Annotated in this window: 17 protein-coding genes; 6 read left to right on the top strand and 11 right to left on the bottom strand. The window is 73.1% G+C overall.

Features of this window, described 5'->3' with window-relative positions:
* Positions 1-82: 82 nt before the first annotated feature.
* The 4 genes from rdgB to murI are packed head-to-tail and all read right to left on the bottom strand — an operon-like array spanning position 83 to position 3,039.
* Complete coding sequence (gene rdgB / locus HGAM_RS13025; RefSeq protein WP_019145944.1) at positions 83-700, bottom strand: RdgB/HAM1 family non-canonical purine NTP pyrophosphatase; 618 nt, start codon at positions 698-700, stop codon at positions 83-85.
* Positions 697-1,419: a ribonuclease PH gene (gene rph / locus HGAM_RS13020; protein WP_019145943.1), complete on the bottom strand. Its 723-nt coding sequence runs from the start codon at positions 1,417-1,419 to the stop codon at positions 697-699. The genes rdgB and rph overlap by 4 nt, the downstream gene beginning before the upstream one ends.
* 43 nt (positions 1,420-1,462) lie before the next feature.
* The gene (locus HGAM_RS13015) at positions 1,463-2,224 is read right to left on the bottom strand and encodes an MBL fold metallo-hydrolase (RefSeq protein WP_019145942.1); all 762 of its coding nucleotides are present in this window, start codon (positions 2,222-2,224) and stop codon (positions 1,463-1,465) included.
* Positions 2,221-3,039: a glutamate racemase gene (murI, locus tag HGAM_RS13010; protein WP_019145941.1), complete on the bottom strand. Its 819-nt coding sequence runs from the start codon at positions 3,037-3,039 to the stop codon at positions 2,221-2,223. The genes HGAM_RS13015 and murI overlap by 4 nt, the downstream gene beginning before the upstream one ends.
* 106 nt (positions 3,040-3,145) lie before the next feature.
* Here murI and HGAM_RS13005 point away from each other — a divergent pair, with 106 nt between their 5' ends.
* Positions 3,146-4,522: a GH1 family beta-glucosidase gene (locus HGAM_RS13005; protein ID WP_019145940.1), complete on the top strand. Its 1,377-nt coding sequence runs from the start codon at positions 3,146-3,148 to the stop codon at positions 4,520-4,522.
* Between the two features lie 25 nt (positions 4,523-4,547).
* Here HGAM_RS13005 and HGAM_RS13000 read toward each other — a convergent pair whose 3' ends face one another.
* Genes HGAM_RS13000 through HGAM_RS12990 form a run of 3 tightly spaced genes read right to left on the bottom strand, consistent with a single transcriptional unit; the run spans position 4,548 to position 6,242 of the window.
* Positions 4,548-5,498: a PLP-dependent cysteine synthase family protein gene (locus HGAM_RS13000; protein WP_019145939.1), complete on the bottom strand. Its 951-nt coding sequence runs from the start codon at positions 5,496-5,498 to the stop codon at positions 4,548-4,550.
* On the bottom strand, positions 5,498-5,785 hold the full coding sequence (locus HGAM_RS12995; protein WP_019145938.1) for a MoaD/ThiS family protein: 288 nt from the start codon (positions 5,783-5,785) through the stop codon (positions 5,498-5,500). Before HGAM_RS12995 ends, HGAM_RS13000 begins: the two co-directional genes overlap by 1 nt.
* Position 5,786: 1 nt before the next feature.
* Positions 5,787-6,242 carry a M67 family metallopeptidase gene (locus HGAM_RS12990; RefSeq protein ID WP_019145937.1) on the bottom strand — a complete coding sequence of 152 codons (456 nt, stop codon included), beginning with the start codon at positions 6,240-6,242 and terminating at the stop codon, positions 5,787-5,789.
* Between the two features lie 205 nt (positions 6,243-6,447).
* On the opposite strand from HGAM_RS12990, the gene HGAM_RS21010 reads away from it, so the two are divergent.
* Entirely contained in the window at positions 6,448-8,547 is a 2,100-nt protein-coding gene (locus HGAM_RS21010) for an RCC1 domain-containing protein (protein WP_019145936.1), read from the top strand.
* 84 nt (positions 8,548-8,631) lie between these two features.
* On the opposite strand, the gene HGAM_RS12980 is transcribed toward HGAM_RS21010, so the two are convergent.
* Positions 8,632-9,219 carry a DUF2017 domain-containing protein gene (locus HGAM_RS12980; RefSeq protein WP_019145935.1) on the bottom strand — a complete coding sequence of 196 codons (588 nt, stop codon included), beginning with the start codon at positions 9,217-9,219 and terminating at the stop codon, positions 8,632-8,634.
* Positions 9,216-9,506, bottom strand: a complete 291-nt coding sequence (gene clpS, locus HGAM_RS12975; protein ID WP_207392789.1) for an ATP-dependent Clp protease adapter ClpS — start codon at positions 9,504-9,506, stop codon at positions 9,216-9,218. The genes HGAM_RS12980 and clpS overlap by 4 nt, the downstream gene beginning before the upstream one ends.
* Before the next feature lie 86 nt (positions 9,507-9,592).
* Between clpS and HGAM_RS12970 the strand changes: the two genes are divergently transcribed.
* From HGAM_RS12970 to HGAM_RS12955, 4 genes are read left to right on the top strand one after another with little or no spacing between them, the layout of a single operon-like run.
* Entirely contained in the window at positions 9,593-10,885 is a 1,293-nt protein-coding gene (locus HGAM_RS12970; RefSeq protein WP_019145933.1) for a nicotinate phosphoribosyltransferase, read from the top strand.
* Positions 10,882-11,430 (top strand): isochorismatase family protein, encoded by a 549-nt coding sequence (locus tag HGAM_RS12965; RefSeq protein ID WP_019145932.1) that lies wholly within the window; start codon positions 10,882-10,884, stop codon positions 11,428-11,430. Before HGAM_RS12970 ends, HGAM_RS12965 begins: the two co-directional genes overlap by 4 nt.
* Complete coding sequence (locus tag HGAM_RS12960) at positions 11,427-12,728, top strand: GNAT family N-acetyltransferase (protein WP_019145931.1); 1,302 nt, start codon at positions 11,427-11,429, stop codon at positions 12,726-12,728. The genes HGAM_RS12965 and HGAM_RS12960 overlap by 4 nt, the downstream gene beginning before the upstream one ends.
* 36 nt (positions 12,729-12,764) lie before the next feature.
* Complete coding sequence (locus tag HGAM_RS12955) at positions 12,765-13,058, top strand: hypothetical protein (protein ID WP_019145930.1); 294 nt, start codon at positions 12,765-12,767, stop codon at positions 13,056-13,058.
* A 7-nt stretch (positions 13,059-13,065) separates the two neighbouring features.
* Here the strand turns inward: HGAM_RS12955 and HGAM_RS12950 are convergent, their stop codons facing one another.
* Together HGAM_RS12950 and HGAM_RS12945 are read right to left on the bottom strand one after the other, a co-directional pair.
* Positions 13,066-13,851, bottom strand: coding sequence for a GNAT family N-acetyltransferase (locus HGAM_RS12950; protein WP_019145929.1), 786 nt, complete (start codon positions 13,849-13,851; stop codon positions 13,066-13,068).
* A 128-nt stretch (positions 13,852-13,979) separates the two neighbouring features.
* Positions 13,980-15,290, bottom strand: coding sequence for an HNH endonuclease signature motif containing protein (locus HGAM_RS12945; RefSeq protein ID WP_019145928.1), 1,311 nt, complete (start codon positions 15,288-15,290; stop codon positions 13,980-13,982).
* Positions 15,291-15,508 lie beyond the last annotated feature (218 nt).

The raw sequence follows: 15,508 nt of genomic DNA, 5'->3' as shown, positions 1-15,508 counted from the left end.
CATGTCGAAGGGAGCCTTCGACAGGCTCAGGCAGCGGGGCCGGGCTCAGCGCAACGGGTCGGGCTCAGTGCAGCGGGCCGGCTCAGGCCTGGAGGGCCTCGGCCACCCGCGGGGCGATCGCGGCCAGCGCGCGTCCGCGGTGGCTGATCGCGTCCTTCTGCTCCGGGGTCAGCTCGGCGGTGGAGACGTCGTGGCCCTCGGCGGCGAACAGCGGGTCGTAGCCGAACCCGCCCTCGCCCTGCTCGGCGTGCAGCACGCGGCCGGGCATCTCGCCGTGGACGACGATCTCGGTGCCGTCGGGCAGGCACAGCGCGACGGCCGCGCGGAACGTCGCGCCGCGGCGCTCGTCGGGCACGTCGGTCAGCTGGGCGAGCAGCAGCCGGTTGTTGGCCGCGTCACCGCCCTCGTCCTTGGGGACGCCACTCCAGCGCGCGGACAGCACGCCGGGCATGCCGTTCAGCGCGTCGACGCAGATGCCCGAGTCGTCGGCCAGCGACGGCAGGCCGGTGACGTCGCGGCAGGCGCGCGCCTTGATGAGCGCGTTGCCCTCGAACGTCGGCTCGGTCTCGGCCGGCTCGGGGTACGGCTCGACGTCGGCCAGGCCCAGCACCTCGACGCCGGGAACGAGCGGCTCGAGGATGCGGCGCAGCTCGGCCAGCTTCTTGGCGTTGTTGGACGCCAGGACGACGCGCGCGCTCATCCGAGCAGGGCCTGCTCCTGCAGGCGGGTGAGGTCGGCGCAGCCCTTGGCCGCGAGCTCGAGCAGGGCGTCCAGCTCGGCCTTGTCGAACGGGGCGCCCTCCGCGGTGCCCTGCACCTCGACGAACTGCCCGCCACCGGTCATGACGACGTTCATGTCGGTCTCGGCGCGGACGTCCTCGACGTAGGGCAGGTCGAGCATGGGCACGCCGTCGATGATGCCGACGCTGATCGCGGCGACCGAGTCGAGCAGCGGCTCGCCCACGGTGGCGCCCTCGCCCTTGAGGAAGGTGACGGCGTCGGCCAGCGCGACGTAGGCGCCGGTAATCGCCGCGGTGCGCGTGCCGCCGTCGGCCTGCAGCACGTCGCAGTCGATCATGATCGTGTTCTCGCCGAGCGCCTCGTAGTCGATGGACGCGCGCAGGGCGCGGCCGACCAGGCGGGAGATCTCGTGGGTGCGGCCGCCGACCTTGCCCTTGACCGACTCGCGCGAGGAGCGGTCGTGGGTGGCGGCGGGGAGCATCGCGTACTCGGCGGTGACCCAGCCCAGGCCGCTGCCCTTGCGCCAGCGCGGCACGCCCTGCTCGACGCTCGCGGCGCACAGCACGCGGGTCTTGCCGAACTCGACCAGGCAGGAGCCCGCGGCGTGGTCGAGCCACTTGCGGGTCAGGGTGATGGGGCGCAGCTCGTCGACGGCGCGGCCGTCCTCGCGGGTCGTCATGTGCTCGACCCTACCGAGCGGCACCGACGGCCGGCCGGACGCGTCAGAGGTCGAAGACCTGGCCGCACTCGACGAGCGTCCAGGCGCCGTCGAAGGTGCTGGCGACGTCGCGGCCGACCTCGTCGCGGTCGGTCCAGGCCGGCACGTGGGTGACCAGCAGGCGCCCGACGCCGCAGCGCCGGGCGTACTCGCCGGCCTCGGCGCCGGTGAGGTGGAGGTTCGGCGGGTTCTCCTGGGACTCGACGAACGAGGCCTCGCACAGCAGCACGTCGGCGCCCTGCGCCATCGCCGCCAGCGCCTCGGTGGGCCCGGTGTCGCCGGAGTAGACCAGGGTCGCGTCGCCGGCCTGCACCTTGAGGGCGTACGCCTGCACCGGGTGGTCGACGAGCACCGGCGTGATCGTGAACGGGCCCAGCACGACCGGCTCCCCCTCCTGCCACGGCTGGAAGTCGAACTGGTCGTCCATGCCGGTGCTGGCGTCCGGGCCGTGCGCGCGGGCCATGTAGCCGGCCGTGTCGTCCGGGCCCCACACCGGGATCGGCGCGAGCGCGCCGTCGGGGTGGTACTTGCTGAAGACGAAGAAGCCGCACAGGTCGATGCAGTGGTCGGGGTGCAGGTGGCTCAGCACCACGGCGTCCACGTCGCGCGGGTCGACGTGGCGCTGCAGCGCGCCGAGCGCGCCGCTGCCCATGTCCATGACCACGCGGTAGGTGCTGCCCGCGTGCTCGGCCTCGAGCAGGTACGAGCTGGCCGGCGAGTCCGGACCGGCGTAGGAGCCGGCGCAGCCGACGATCGTGAGCCTCACGAGACCACCTCCGGGCGCATCCACGCGAACTGGTCGACGACCTCGAGCTCGGGACCCAGGAAGCGGCGGCCGAGGCGGGCGAACTCCTCTGGGCGTCCGGTGGTCAGGAACCGGTGCTGCGGGGAGGGCAGACCCGGGTCGCGCTCCAGGCCCTCGCGCACGAGCAGCCCGTAGACGTCCTTGGCCGTCTCCTCGGCGCTGGAGACGAGCGTGACGCCGTCGCCCATGACGTAGGACAGGACCCCGGTGAGCAGCGGGTAGTGCGTGCAGCCGAGCACCAGGGTGTCGACGTCGGCCGCCTGCAGCGGGGCCAGGTACTCGCGGGCGACGTCGAGCAGCTCCGGGCCGCTCGTCACGCCGGCCTCGACGAGGTCGACGAAGCGCGGGCACGGCTGGGTGAACAGGCGCACGTCCGGGTTGGCCGCGAAGGCGTCGTCGTAGGCCTGGGACGTCGCGGTGGCCGTGGTGCAGATGACGCCGACGCGCCCGTTGCGGGTGGCCCGCACGGCCCGGCGCGTGGCCGGGACGATGACCTCGACCACCGGGACGTCGTAGCGCTCACGGGCGTCGCGCAGCACGGCGGCGCTGGCGGAGTTGCAGGCGATGACCAGCGCCTTCACGCCCTGGTCGACCAGATGGTCGAGGCACTCGAGGGCGTACTCGCGCACCGCGGAGATCGGCTTGGGGCCGTACGGCTGCCGGGCGGTGTCGCCCAGGTAGAGCACCGGCTCGTGCGGGAGCTGGTCGAGCACGGCCCGGGCGACGGTGAGCCCGCCGAAGCCGGAGTCGAAGATCCCGATGGGTGCGTCAGCCACAAGCCGAGAGCGTACCCGTGAGTGCGGGCCTCACCTAGGCGAGAGCGCCCGGTGTGGCGGGGGTCGCGCGCCCGCGGTGAGCCCGGCGGCCGCGCACACTGGCGCCATGACCGACCTGCAGCTCGGACCGGACTTCGTCTGGGGCGTCGCCACGGCGTCCTACCAGGTGGAGGGGGCGGTGACCGAGGACGGCCGCGGCCCCAGCGCGTGGGACGTGTTCGCCTCGCGTCCCGGCACGGTGCGCGCCGGCCACACCGGCGACGTCGCGTGCGACCACTACCACCGCTACCGCGAGGACGTCGCCCTCATGGCCGACCTCGGCGTCGACGCCTACCGGTTCTCGGTGGCGTGGCCGCGCGTGATGCCCGACGGCATGACGGTCGAGCCGCGCGGCCTGGACTTCTACGAACGGCTCGTCGACGCGCTGCTGGAGAAGGGCATCCAGCCGAGCGCGACGCTCTTCCACTGGGACACCCCGCAGGCGCTGGAGGGCCGGGGCGGCTGGGAGTCGCGCGACGTCGCCGACCGCTTCGCCGAGTACGCGGGGGCCGTGGCCGAGCGCCTGGCCGACCGGGTGACCCGGTGGATGACGCTCAACGAGCCGGTCGTGCTGACGATGATGGGCCACGCCACCGGACGCCACGCACCGGGCAAGCAGCTCGGACTCGGTGCCCTGCAGGTCGCGCTGCACCAGCTGCTCGCGCACGGCCGCGGCGTCCAGGCGCTGCGGGCCGCCGGCGCCCGCGAGATCGGCATCGCCAACAACCACGTGCCGGTGTGGCCGTCCGACGACCACCCCGAGTCGGCGGAGGCGGTGGCGTTCTTCGACAGCCTCTACAACCGGCTGTTCCTGGACCCGCTGATCCTGGGCGAGTGGGGCGTGGACGGGTTCGAGGACCTGGTCGAGGGCGTCCGCGACGACGACCTGGCCACGATCGGACAGCCGATCGACTTCCTGGGCGTCAACTACTACAACCCGCAGGCGGTCGGCGCGCCCGGCACGGGCACCGGCACCGACCCGGCCGTGGTCGACGGCGCGATGCTTCCGCCCGACCTGCCGTTCACGTTCCACGACATCGACAGCCCGACCCACAACGACTTCGGCTGGCCGATCGTGCCGTCGGGCCTCACCGAGGTGCTCGTCGGGTTCCACGAGCGGTACGGCGACCGGCTCCCGCCGGTCTACATCACCGAGAACGGCGGGGCGTTCAACGAGGAGCCGGACGAGCACGGCCGCGTGGACGACCAGCGCCGCATCGCCTACACCGAGGACCACCTGCGCGCGCTGCGCGCGGCGATGGACGTCGGCGTGGACGTGCGCGGCTACTTCCACTGGTCGCTCATGGACAACTTCGAGTGGGCCGAGGGCTATGCGATGCGGTTCGGCCTCGTGCACGTCGACTTCGAGACGCTGGCGCGGACGCCGAAGGACTCGTTCGCCTGGTACCGCGACCTCATCGCGTCCCAGCAGCGCTCGCGCTGATCCGTCCCCAGGAGGTGGCGCGGGCTCAGGCCCAGAGCTGGCCCTCGAGGGCGTCCTCGGCCTCGTCGATCGTGCCCTCGTAGGCGCCGGTCGACAGGTACTTCCAGCCGCCGTCGCACACGACGAAGACGATGTCGGCGCTCTCGCCGGCCTTGACCGCCTTGGCCGCCTGGCCGAGCGCGGCGTGCAGGATGGCGCCGGTCGAGACGCCGGCGAAGATGCCCTCCTGGTCGAGCAGCTCGCGCACGCGGCGCACCGCGTCACGCGGGCCGACCGAGAACCGGCTGTCGATGAGCGAGGCGTCGTACAGCTCGGGGACGAAGCCCTCGTCGAGGTTGCGCAGGCCGTAGACGAGCTCGCCGTAGCGCGGCTCGGCGGCGACGATGCGCACCTCCGGCTTGTGCTCGCGGAAGAAGCGGCCGGCGCCCATGAGCGTGCCGGTCGTGCCGAGCCCGGCCACGAAGTGCGTCACCTCGGGCAGGTCGGCCAGGATCTCCGGCGCCGTGCCGAGGTAGTGCGCCTCGGCGTTCGCGGGGTTGCCGTACTGATAGAGCATCACCCAGTCGGGGTGCTCGGTCGCGATCTGCTTGGCGACCCGCACGGCCTCGTTCGACCCGCCGGCCGCCGGGCTGGAGACGATCTCGGCGCCCCACATCCGCAGCAGCTGGCGACGCTCCTGGGACGTGTTCTCCGGCATGACGAACACGCAGCGGTAGCCCTTGAGCCGGGCGGCCATGGCGATCGAGATGCCGGTGTTGCCGCTGGTGGGCTCCAGGATCGTGCAGCCCGGACGCAGCGTGCCGTCGGCCTCGGCGACCTCGATCATCCGCAGCGCGGCGCGGTCCTTGATCGAGCCGGTCGGGTTCCGGTCCTCGAGCTTGGCCCACAGCCGCACGTCCGGGGACGGCGACAGGCGCGGCAGTCCCACGAGCGGGGTGTTGCCGACGCCGGCCAGCAGCGAGTCGTACCGGGTCATCAGAGCGAGTCGACGGCACCGCCGGCGACGGCCGGCAGGATGACGACGGTGTCGCCGTCGGAGACCGGGGCCTGCAGGCCGCCGGTGAAGCGGATGTCCTCGTCGTTGACGTAGACGTTCACGAAGCGGCGGACGTCGCCTCCGTCGACCAGGCGCTCCTTGATGCCGGCGTGACGCGACTCCAGGTCGTCGATCAGCTCGGCGACGGTGCTGCCGCCGGCCTCGACGGCGCGCTGGTCGCCGGTGTACGTGCGCAGGATGGTCGGGATGCGGACCTCGATGGCCATGTCACTTCGCTTTCTGGGGGGACTCGTCGGTGTCGTAACGCTCGACCACGCGCACTTCTTCCTCCGTGACCTCGCCGTCGACGATGCGGAAGGAGCGGAAGTCGACCGGGCCGGCCTCGTGGGCGCCGTCGCGGGTGGAGACCAGGACGTAGTGCGCGTTCGGCTCCGACGCCAGGTTCACGTCGGTGCGGGACGGATACGCCTCGGTCGCGGTGTGCGAGTGGTAGACGACCACGGGCTCCTCGTCGCGGGCGTCCATCTCGCGGTAGAGCGCGAGCAGGTCGGCGGAGTCGAACTCGTAGAACGTCGGCGACATCGCGGCGTTGAGCATCGGGATGAACCGCGTCGGACGGTCCGAGCCGTACGCGCCCGCCACCACGCCGCACGCCTCGTCGGGGTGGTCGCGACGGGCGTGCTCGATGATCGCGTCGTGGATCTCTCGCTCGATCTGCAGCACGCTGGCGACTGTACCCAGCGCGTCCCACGGGCTGGGACGGCGCTCGCAGCGTGAGACTCGTCGCGAGTTGATCGTTTTGCCACGCGGCGCGCCGGGGCGACCTAGGCTCGCTCGTGCCGCAGCAGGACGTCCCCCGGGACGCTGCCGCACCGCGCCGGCTCGGGCGTTGTGCGGGCCCTCCCCGCACGAACCGAAGGACCCCCGCATGCACCGCGTCACCCGCCGCCTGCTCACCCTCCTGCTCGGGACGGCGCTCGTCGCCGCCCCGCTGACGCTCGTCACCGCGCCCGCGCAGGCCGCGCCGGCGCCGGCGCCCGGCGGAACCGTCGTCGCCTGGGGGCCGAACGGCTCCGGCCAGTCGACCGTCCCTTCGGCCCTGGCCTCGAAGAACGTCGTCGCCGTCGCGGCCGGTGGCCGGTTCTCGCTCGCGCTCAGCGACGACGGTGCGGTCACCGCGTGGGGCGACAACACGTACGGGCAGCTCGACGTGCCCGCGACCTTGGCGGACACGAAGGTCACCGCGATCGCGGCCGGCACCTATCACGCGCTCGCGCTGACCGAGGAGGGCACGGTGGTGGGGTGGGGCTATGCCGGCGGCAGCCGCCTCGACATCCCCGCGTCGCTCGACGGGGAGCGCGTCGTCGCCATCACCGCCGAGACGTCGGTCTCCTTCGCCCTGACCGAGGACGGCGACGTCGTCGGGTGGGGCTCGGGAGCGGGACTGCTCGCCGTCCCGTCGTCCCTCACCGGCAAGAAGGTGACCGCCATCTCCGTCTCGACCTACCACGCCATGGCGCTCACCGAGGACGGCACCGTGACGATCTGGGGGTCGGCCCCGCATGGCCAGGCGGCGATCCCGTCGTCCCTCACCGGCAAGACCGTCACCGACGTCGCCGCCAGCCTCTACGGCTCGCTCGTCCTCACGGACGACGGCGCGGTCACCACCTGGGGCAACAACCCCCGCGGGCGTCCCGAGGTCCCGGCGTCCCTGTCCGGGAGGACAGTGACGAAATTCGCAGTCGCAGCCCACCATGTCCTGGCCGTCGCGGACGGCGCCCTCACCGCCTGGGGCAACGACGTGGCCGAGGACGCCGGCACGGCGACCGTTCCGGCCGTCCTGGCCGGCAAGCGTGTCATCGCGGTCGCGGCACACGGGCCGGGCAGCTCGCACAACCTCGCGATCGTCACGTCGCCTGTCCTGACCACCGGGCTCGTCGCCGACACGGCAACGATGGAGGCCGGCGGCTCGGCGACGTTCACCCCCGCCGTCACGGACGCGACGCCGGACGCGCCGAGCACCTGGACGGTCGTGGGTGACGACGTCGCCACCTCGATCGACCCCGTCACCGGCGAGGTCACGCTGTCGTCGACCACAGCAGGCACCCGCACCGCGACGCTGAGCATCCCGACCGACCTGGGAACCCTCACCACGACCGTCACGCTCGTCGTCACGCCCGTCGACGTCGCGGCGCTGACGCTGAAGGTCTCCGCCGCGAGCCCGAAGACGGGCGACACCGTGTCCGTCAGCGCCGCCGGCGCGGACCGGTTCGGCAACCCGACCGGCGACGAGACCAGCCACGTCACCGTCAGCAGCAGCGACCGCACCGACACCGTCTCCGGCACGGACGTCCGCCTCGGCTCCGCCGGCCCTCGCACCCTGACCGCCACGCACGCCAACGGCACCATCGCGACCGTCCGCGTCGCTGTGGCGGCCGCACCCACGACCACCGTGCCCCCGACCACCGTGCCCCCGAAGCCGGTGGCCACCCTGCCGGCAGCACGCCTGCACGTGGCCGTCACCGGCACGCCGGTCGTCCGAGGCACCAGGACCACCGTCTCGGTGGGCCGCCTCGCCCCGCGCGAGCGCTACACCATCCGCATCGCCGGTCGCACCGTCGCCCGCGGCACCGCCGACGCGCGGGGACGCGTCCGCCGCGCCGTCGTCGTCCCCCGGACCCGTCCTGCCGCGCGGCAGCTCGTCACGGTGACGGGCTCGCGGAGCAACCGCCTCGGTCGCGACAGCCTCGCGGTCGTGACCGGCCGACTGACCGCCACGGCGAAGAAGGCCGCGGCCCGCGCCTCGACCGCCCAGCGCGTCACCGTCCGCGGGCTGGTGCCCGGGCAGAAGGTGCGCGTGACCTACCGGGGCAAGCGGATCAGCGCGGTCACCGCCCGGGCGACGAGCAGCGGCACCTACACGGTCCGCTTCGACGTCGGCCAGCGCTGGGGCACCAAGAAGGTCACCGTCCGCTCCGGCGGCCGCAGCACGCACGTCCGCTTCGCGGTCGGCCCGCGCCACGGCTGAGGTCCACCCCGCTGGGGGCGGTGAGTGGTCCACCACGCGGAGGCCCGCGATGGTGGACGGCTCACCGCCCGCCTGCGTGGAGGGTCAGTCGAGGGCGACGACGAGGGACTCCTGGACGAAGCCCAGCCAGTCGTACACGTCGCCGAAGGCGATCTCCGCGTCGTCCTCGGACGCCTCGAGCCGCTCGAGGTCCTCGTCGGTCTCGATGCCCAGCCGGACGGCCAGCGCGAGCCGGACGTCGGTGAGCGCCCGGAGCCAGGCCTGCACCTGGGCCGGGTCGAGCTCGACCTCGACCTCGGTGCCGTCGTCGCCGTCGGCGACCGGGCCGTCGTCCAGGCCACCGGCGCGCAGCGACTCGATGAGCACCTCGGCGTTGGCCACCTTGGACGTGACGAGCGACTGCTCGGTGAAGCGGCGGAACTCCGAGGCGTCGTCGGCGTCGTCGCGGTAGGCGTCGGGGAGCAGGCGGCGCAGCACCGGGTCCTCGGGTGGCAGGGCCGGCCCACCCATGCCGAGCTGGCTCGCGAGCGGGTCGGCGCTGGACTCGGACTCGCCGCTGCGGTCGCGCAGCAGCTCCACGACCTGCGCCGACAGGTTGGCCAGCAGGTGCGCCTCGGCGGGCTCGAAGGTCGCCTGGACGCGTCCGCGCCGACGACGGCGGAAGGGCTTCACACGCCGCTCCTCTGCAGGGTCGCCCACAGGCCGTACTCGTGCATCGCCTGCACGTGACGCTCCTGCTGCTCGCGGCTGCCGCTGGACACGACCGCCTTGCCGTCGTGGTGCACGGCGAGCATCAGCTCGGTGGCCTTGTCCTCGGTGTAGCCGAAGTACTCGCGGAAGACGTAGGCCACGTAGGACATCAGGTTCACCGGGTCGTTCCACACGATCGTGACCCACGGGTCCTCGAGCCGGACGTCGTCGGCGACGTCGGGCTCGTCGATCTGGACGGGGGTCGGCATGCTCACGCCGTCCATTGTGGCGGACGCCGTCCCGCCGCCCAACGCCGCAAGGCGCACGTGTGCGGGTCCCGCACTAGCCTGGCCCGGTGACCACAGGGCTGCTGACCGACCACTACGAGCTCACGATGCTCCAGGCGAGCCTGCGCGACGGCACGGCCGGACGCGCGTCCGTCTTCGAGCTGTTCGCCCGCCGCCTGCCGGACGGGCGCCGCTACGGCGTCGTCGCCGGCGTCGGCCGCGCGCTGGACGCGATCGAGCGCTTCCGCTTCGACGAGGACGACCTGGAGTTCCTGCGCGCCCACGACGTCGTCGACACCCCGACGCTCGACTGGCTCGCCGACTTCCGCTTCACCGGCGACGTGTGGGGCTACCCCGAGGGCGAGGTCTACTTCCCCGGCTCCCCCGTGGTCGTCGTCGAGGGCTCGTTCGCCGAGGCCGTGCTGCTCGAGACGGTGCTGCTGAGCATCTACAACCACGACTCGGCCATCGCCTCGGCGGCCGCGCGCATGCGCACGTCCGCGGCCGGACGCCCGCTCATCGAGATGGGCTCGCGCCGCACCCACGAGTGGTCGGCGGTCGCGGCCGCCCGCGCCGCCTACGTGGCCGGGTTCGGCGCCACCTCCAACCTCGAGGCCGGACGCACGTGGGGCGTGCCGACCACCGGCACGAGCGCCCACTCCTTCACGCTGCTGCACGACTCCGAGCGCGACGCGTTCGTCGGCCAGGTGGAGTCGCTGGGCCGCGGCACGACGGTGCTCGTCGACACCTACGACGTCGCCGAGGCCGTCCGCACCGCCGTCGACGTCGCCGGCACCGGCCTGGGCGCCGTGCGCCTAGACTCCGGCGACCTGGTCTCGCTCGCCGCCGAGGTGCGCCAGCAGCTGGACTCCCTGGGCGCCACCGACACCCGCATCATCGTCACCAGCGACCTGGACGAGTTCGCGATCGCCGCCCTCGCCCAGGCACCGGTCGACGGCTACGGCGTCGGCACCGCGCTGGTCACCGGCTCGGGCGCGCCGACGTCCGGCTTCGTCTACAAGCTCGTCTCCCGCGAGGGCCCCGACGGACGGATGGTGCCCGTCGCCAAGAAGTCCAAGGACAAGGCGTCCACCGGCGGCCGCAAGCAGGCGCTGCGCCGCCGTGACGACCGCGGCGTCGCCACCCACGAGGTCATCGGCGTCGACGTCGCCCCGCAGGACGACGGCGACGACCGCTCGCTGCTCGTCCCGCTCGTGCAGGGCGGCGAGCGGGTCGACCACTCCACGCTCGACGACGCCCGCAAGCGGCTCGACGACTCGCTGGCCGAGCTGCCGCCGTCGGCGTGCCAGCTGTCACGCGGCGAGCCCGTCCTGCCCACCGTCTACGAGGGCACGCGATGAGGGCACTGGTCGTCGTCGACGTGCAGGTCGACTTCTGCGAGGGCGGCTCGCTGGCCGTCGCCGGCGGCCACCGGGTGGCCGAGGACGTCCGTGCGCTGCTCGCGTCCGACCACGGGTACGACCACGTCGTCGCCACTCGCGACCACCACGTCGACCCCGGGCCGCACTTCAGCGACACCCCCGACTTCGTCGACTCCTGGCCGCCGCACTGCGTCGTCGGCACCCCGGGGGCCGAGCTCGAGGCGCCGCTGACCGACGACCTGTTCGAGGCGATCTTCGACAAGGGCGAGTACGAGGCCGCCTACTCCGGCTTCGAGGGTCTCGCGTCCGGCACCGGCCTGGCCGCGTGGCTGCGCGAGCACGACGTGACCGAGGTCGACGTGTGCGGCATCGCCACCGACCACTGCGTCCGGGCCACCGTGCTCGACGCGGCGAGCGAGGGCTTCAGCGTGCGCGTCCTGGAGGGGCTGACCGCCGCGGTCACCCCGGCGAACCTGGACCGCGTGCGCGACGAGTGGACGTCCGCGGGCGTCGTGGTCGCATGAGCGTCGACGCCGCCGCCCAGCCGGTCGACGCCGCCTCGCGCGACGACCTCGCCGCGAACGGGCTGCGGCTCGCGGTGGTCGACGAGTCCGACCGCGCCGGCCTCGACGCCTGGGCGCAGGCCGTGCGGCGCGGGTTCCTGGACGTCCGCGGCTCGTCCGACGCCCTCGGCGCGCGGCACGAGCTGCGCGGTCACCACCGGCACGTCGGCGTGTGGGACGAGACCGCCGCCGAGCCCGCGACGCCGGTGGGGACGATCGAGAGCTGGGTCTCGGACCTGACGGTGCCCGGCGGCGCGGCAGTCCCGGCCTGGGCGATCAGCGGCGTCACCGTCGCACCGACTCACCGCCGCCGCGGCATCGCCCGCCACCTGCTCGGCTCGGAGCTGCGCACCGCCGCGGCCGCCGGGCTGTCGTTGGCCATGCTGACCGTCTCCGAGGCGACGATCTACGGCCGGTTCGGCTTCGCGCCGTCGGCGATGGCTGCCGACCTGGAGGTCGACACGCGGCGCGCCCGCTGGACGGGGCCGACACCGACGGGTCGCACCCACCTCGTCGAGCCCGCGACGCTGCGGGCCGGTGCCGAGCGGGTGATCGACCGCGTGCGACGGGCGACGCCGGGCAACATCGTCATGGGCGAGGTGTTCCTGCGCCGCATGCTGGGCACGCTCGGCGAGGTCGCCGGCGACAAGCACACGTCCGCCTGGCGGCACCTGCGCCACGACGACGCCGACGGCACGCCCCAGGGCTTCGCGGTCTACCGCCTGGTCGAGGACGACACCGACATGGCGCGCTCGACCGTGGTGCTGCACCACCTGGTCGCCGCCACCGACGAGGCGTACGCCGCGATCTGGAGCGCGCTGCTGGAGATGGACCTCGTCTCCCGGGTCACGGCGCACCTGCGTCCGGTGGACGAGCCGCTGGGTTGGATGGTCGACGACCGGCGCGCGATCCGCACGACCACGTTCGACCACCTCTGGACGCGCATCCTCGACGTGCCTTCCGCGCTGGAGGCCCGCACGTACGAGGCGTCCGGCCGCGTGGTGCTGGAGGTCGACGACCCGATGGGCATCGCCGGCGGCCGTTTCGCGCTCGAGGCGGACGCGTCCGGGGCCGGTCAAGTCACGGCCACCGACGAGCCGGCCGACGTCCGGCTGGGGATCGACGCCCTCGCGGCGCTGCACCTCGGCGGTGTCCGGGCGCGGATGCTGCAGGCGTCCGGCCGGGTCGACGGAGACGTGAGCGTGCTGGACCCGCTCCTGGCGACGGCCCGCGCGCCGTACCTCGACCACTGGTTCTAGCTCCGGGTTCGTGGCTCAGCCGCTAGCGTTCGCGGCATGAGCTCGCCGTCGCCGAATCCGTACCGCTCCCCCACCGTCTGGGGCTTCACGGTCCTCGCGGCGTTCCTGCTCGTCATTGGCGGCTTCGTGCTCGGCGACGCCGTGGAGGCCCTCGAGGTGGTGGATGGCGGCTACCTGCTCGGCGCCGCCATCCTGCTCACGGCCGGCGTGCTGAGCCTCGTCGTCGCGGCGGCGACGCTGGGCACGCGCCTCGCGCTGGTCGAGCACGAGCAGTCGAGCGTCGTCGGCCAGCCCACCCCCGCTCCCTCCAGGCTCACCACCGCTCCCTAGGCGTGACTCAGCGGCGCCACTCGTAGGGCGTCGTGGTCGACACCTTGCGCAGTCCGGCTCGCTCGAGGATCGGACGCGAGTACTCGGTCGAGTCGCTGTGCGCGAGCGTCCAGCCACCGGCGAGGGCCGAGCGGGCGCGGGCGGCGGTGAGCGCCCGGTAGATGCCACGGCCGCGCCACGCGGGCAGCGTCGCCCCGCCCCAGATGCCGACGAAGTCGCTGCCGGCGACCGGCTCGAGGCGTCCGGCGCTGACGATCGTCCCGTCGGCCTCGGCGACCCAGAGCTCCATGCCGTCGTCGAGCGAGAGCCGGTGGAGCAGCGCGTCGGCCTCCCGTTCGGAGACGGGCTCGCCGAACGCCTCGTCCTGCATGGCGCTCATCGCGCGGACGTCCGCCTCGGCGGTGACCCGGCGCAGCGTCACCCCGTCGGGCAGCGGGACGTCGACGACGAGGCCGCTGAGCGCCCCGACCATGATCGACTCCGGCTCCCCCGCGATGAGGCCGTGCGCGGTCAGCGCCTCGTGCAGCCCCGGCGCGTGGTCGTGGCCGCGGGTCTTCCACTCGAGCCGGGTGATGGTGGGGTCGCTCATGAAGCTGCCGAGCGAGTCGGCGACGAGGCGGCGGACGCCGTCGGCGTCGGCCCCGCCCAGGTCGCGGTAGGTGACGAAGCCGCGACCGCCGCGGAACGTCACGAGCCGCAGCGGCCCGAGCCGCTCGACGGACACGGCGCTCGGCGTCTCGGCGTCGGTGCGCAGCTGCTCGTCATAGGCCCTCAGCAGGGCGGCGTCGTCCACGGGGCCATCCTCCCTTCGACAGGCTCAGGCCGCGGGCCTGGTCGGCAGCGTGCGCGCTCCTTGAGCTTGTCGAAAGGAGCCTTCGACAGGCTCAGGCCGCGGTGATCGGCTCGGCTCGGCGGCGGCGGTCACACGGGTTCGAGGACTCGTGGTCGGTGCTTGACGTGGCGGGCGTGTCTCAGTGGTCGCTGCTGTGGGTCGATCCGTGGTGGTGGGATGACTTCGACGACGCCGTCCTGACTAAGGCGGGCTGACCAGTCGGAGTCGTGGAGCAGGTGGTGGTGGAAGAAGCAGAACAGGGCGCCGTTGTCGATCGAGGTCTCACCACCCTGGCTCCAGGGTCGGAGGTGGTGGGCCTCGCACCAACCGGGTGGCCGGTCGCATCCTTTCCAGGAGCACCCCTTGTCCCGTTTCGCGAGGACGGCGCGCTGGTAGCGGTCGTGGAGGCGCTTCTCGGTGCCAGCGTCGAGGACGCGGGACTCTCCGTCGAGCACGAGGGGCAGCAGGTTGGCGTTGCAGGCGAGCCGTCGCGCCTGGGAAGCACTGAGGTCACAGCCGCTCGACAGGGTCGCCCGCGAGACGCGGTCGCGGAGGTCGTCGAGGTCGATGTTCACCGTGACGGTCGCGGCGACACCGCCGGCCTGCGGGAACGCCTCCTGCGGGAGGTGCTCGACCAGCTCGCACAGGGCCAAGCCCATGCGACGGGAGTGGTCGAGGCGCCCGATCTCGGCATCGGAGTGGTCGCCGTCGACGTCCCGGAAGATCGCGCCGTCACGGCGCGGTGAGGCCAGACCCTCCAGCACGGTCTTGAGCATGTCGGCCTGCACGTCCGGGAGAACGCCTCGGATGCTCGACCGTCCCTGGCCCATGCGGGTGATCGACAGGTGGGTCTCGTCCCACGCCTGTTTCTCCTGCCGCTCGAGCTGAGCACCGATGATCTCGTCCGCACTGTCCGGGTCGACGACCTCGACGATGCGGTTGGCCAGGCGGCGCAGGTCGTCCGCGCCGAACTCGCGCGCATGATGCAGGAGGGTGGCCTCGGCGTCGTCGTGCTGCTCGTCCACGAACCAGTCGGGCAGGGCGTCGAGGGCCTTCAGGATGATGTGCGCCTGCTCGGTCGTGAGCCGGCCGGACGCCCACCGCTCGCGGGTGACGGCACCGCGCGTCGGGTCGAGCCGCGTGAGCGAGACCAGCTTCGAGGCCTCGCGCTTCGAGACGTTGGTGGTGCTGGCCAGCCAGACGGTGGGCGAGGTGCAGCCGTCCTCGCGCGGGAGGCCGAGGTCTTCAGCGGCAGTCGTCAGCTTCACGGTGAGGGCCTGGAGCCCGGCGACTGCCTCGGCCGCGGCTCGCAGCTCGGAACGGATCTGGTCGCCCGTCAGGCGCCACGGCTCGAGCGTGCTGGACTCCTCCAGCAGTGCCGTCACTGTCGTGCCGATCATCCCGAACCCCCGTGTCGAACGTTTGTTCTAGTCTACCTCGACGGGGTGACAGGGACGACGGCTAAATCCCAGAATTGCAGGCATTTTCTCGCTTCGACAAGCTCAGCGAGCGGGGCCCGGGCACGCCGACGAGCCGACCGATCTGAGCACCCAGCTCCGTAATCAGCCCCTCGGGCGACCGAGCACCCGGGCCCCTTCGACAAGCTCAATGAGCGCGC

Source organism: Aeromicrobium massiliense JC14 (genome assembly GCF_000312105.1).
GTDB classification, from domain to species: Bacteria; Actinomycetota; Actinomycetes; order Propionibacteriales; family Nocardioidaceae; genus Aeromicrobium; species Aeromicrobium massiliense.
This window is presented reverse-complemented; position numbering and strand designations above follow the sequence as displayed.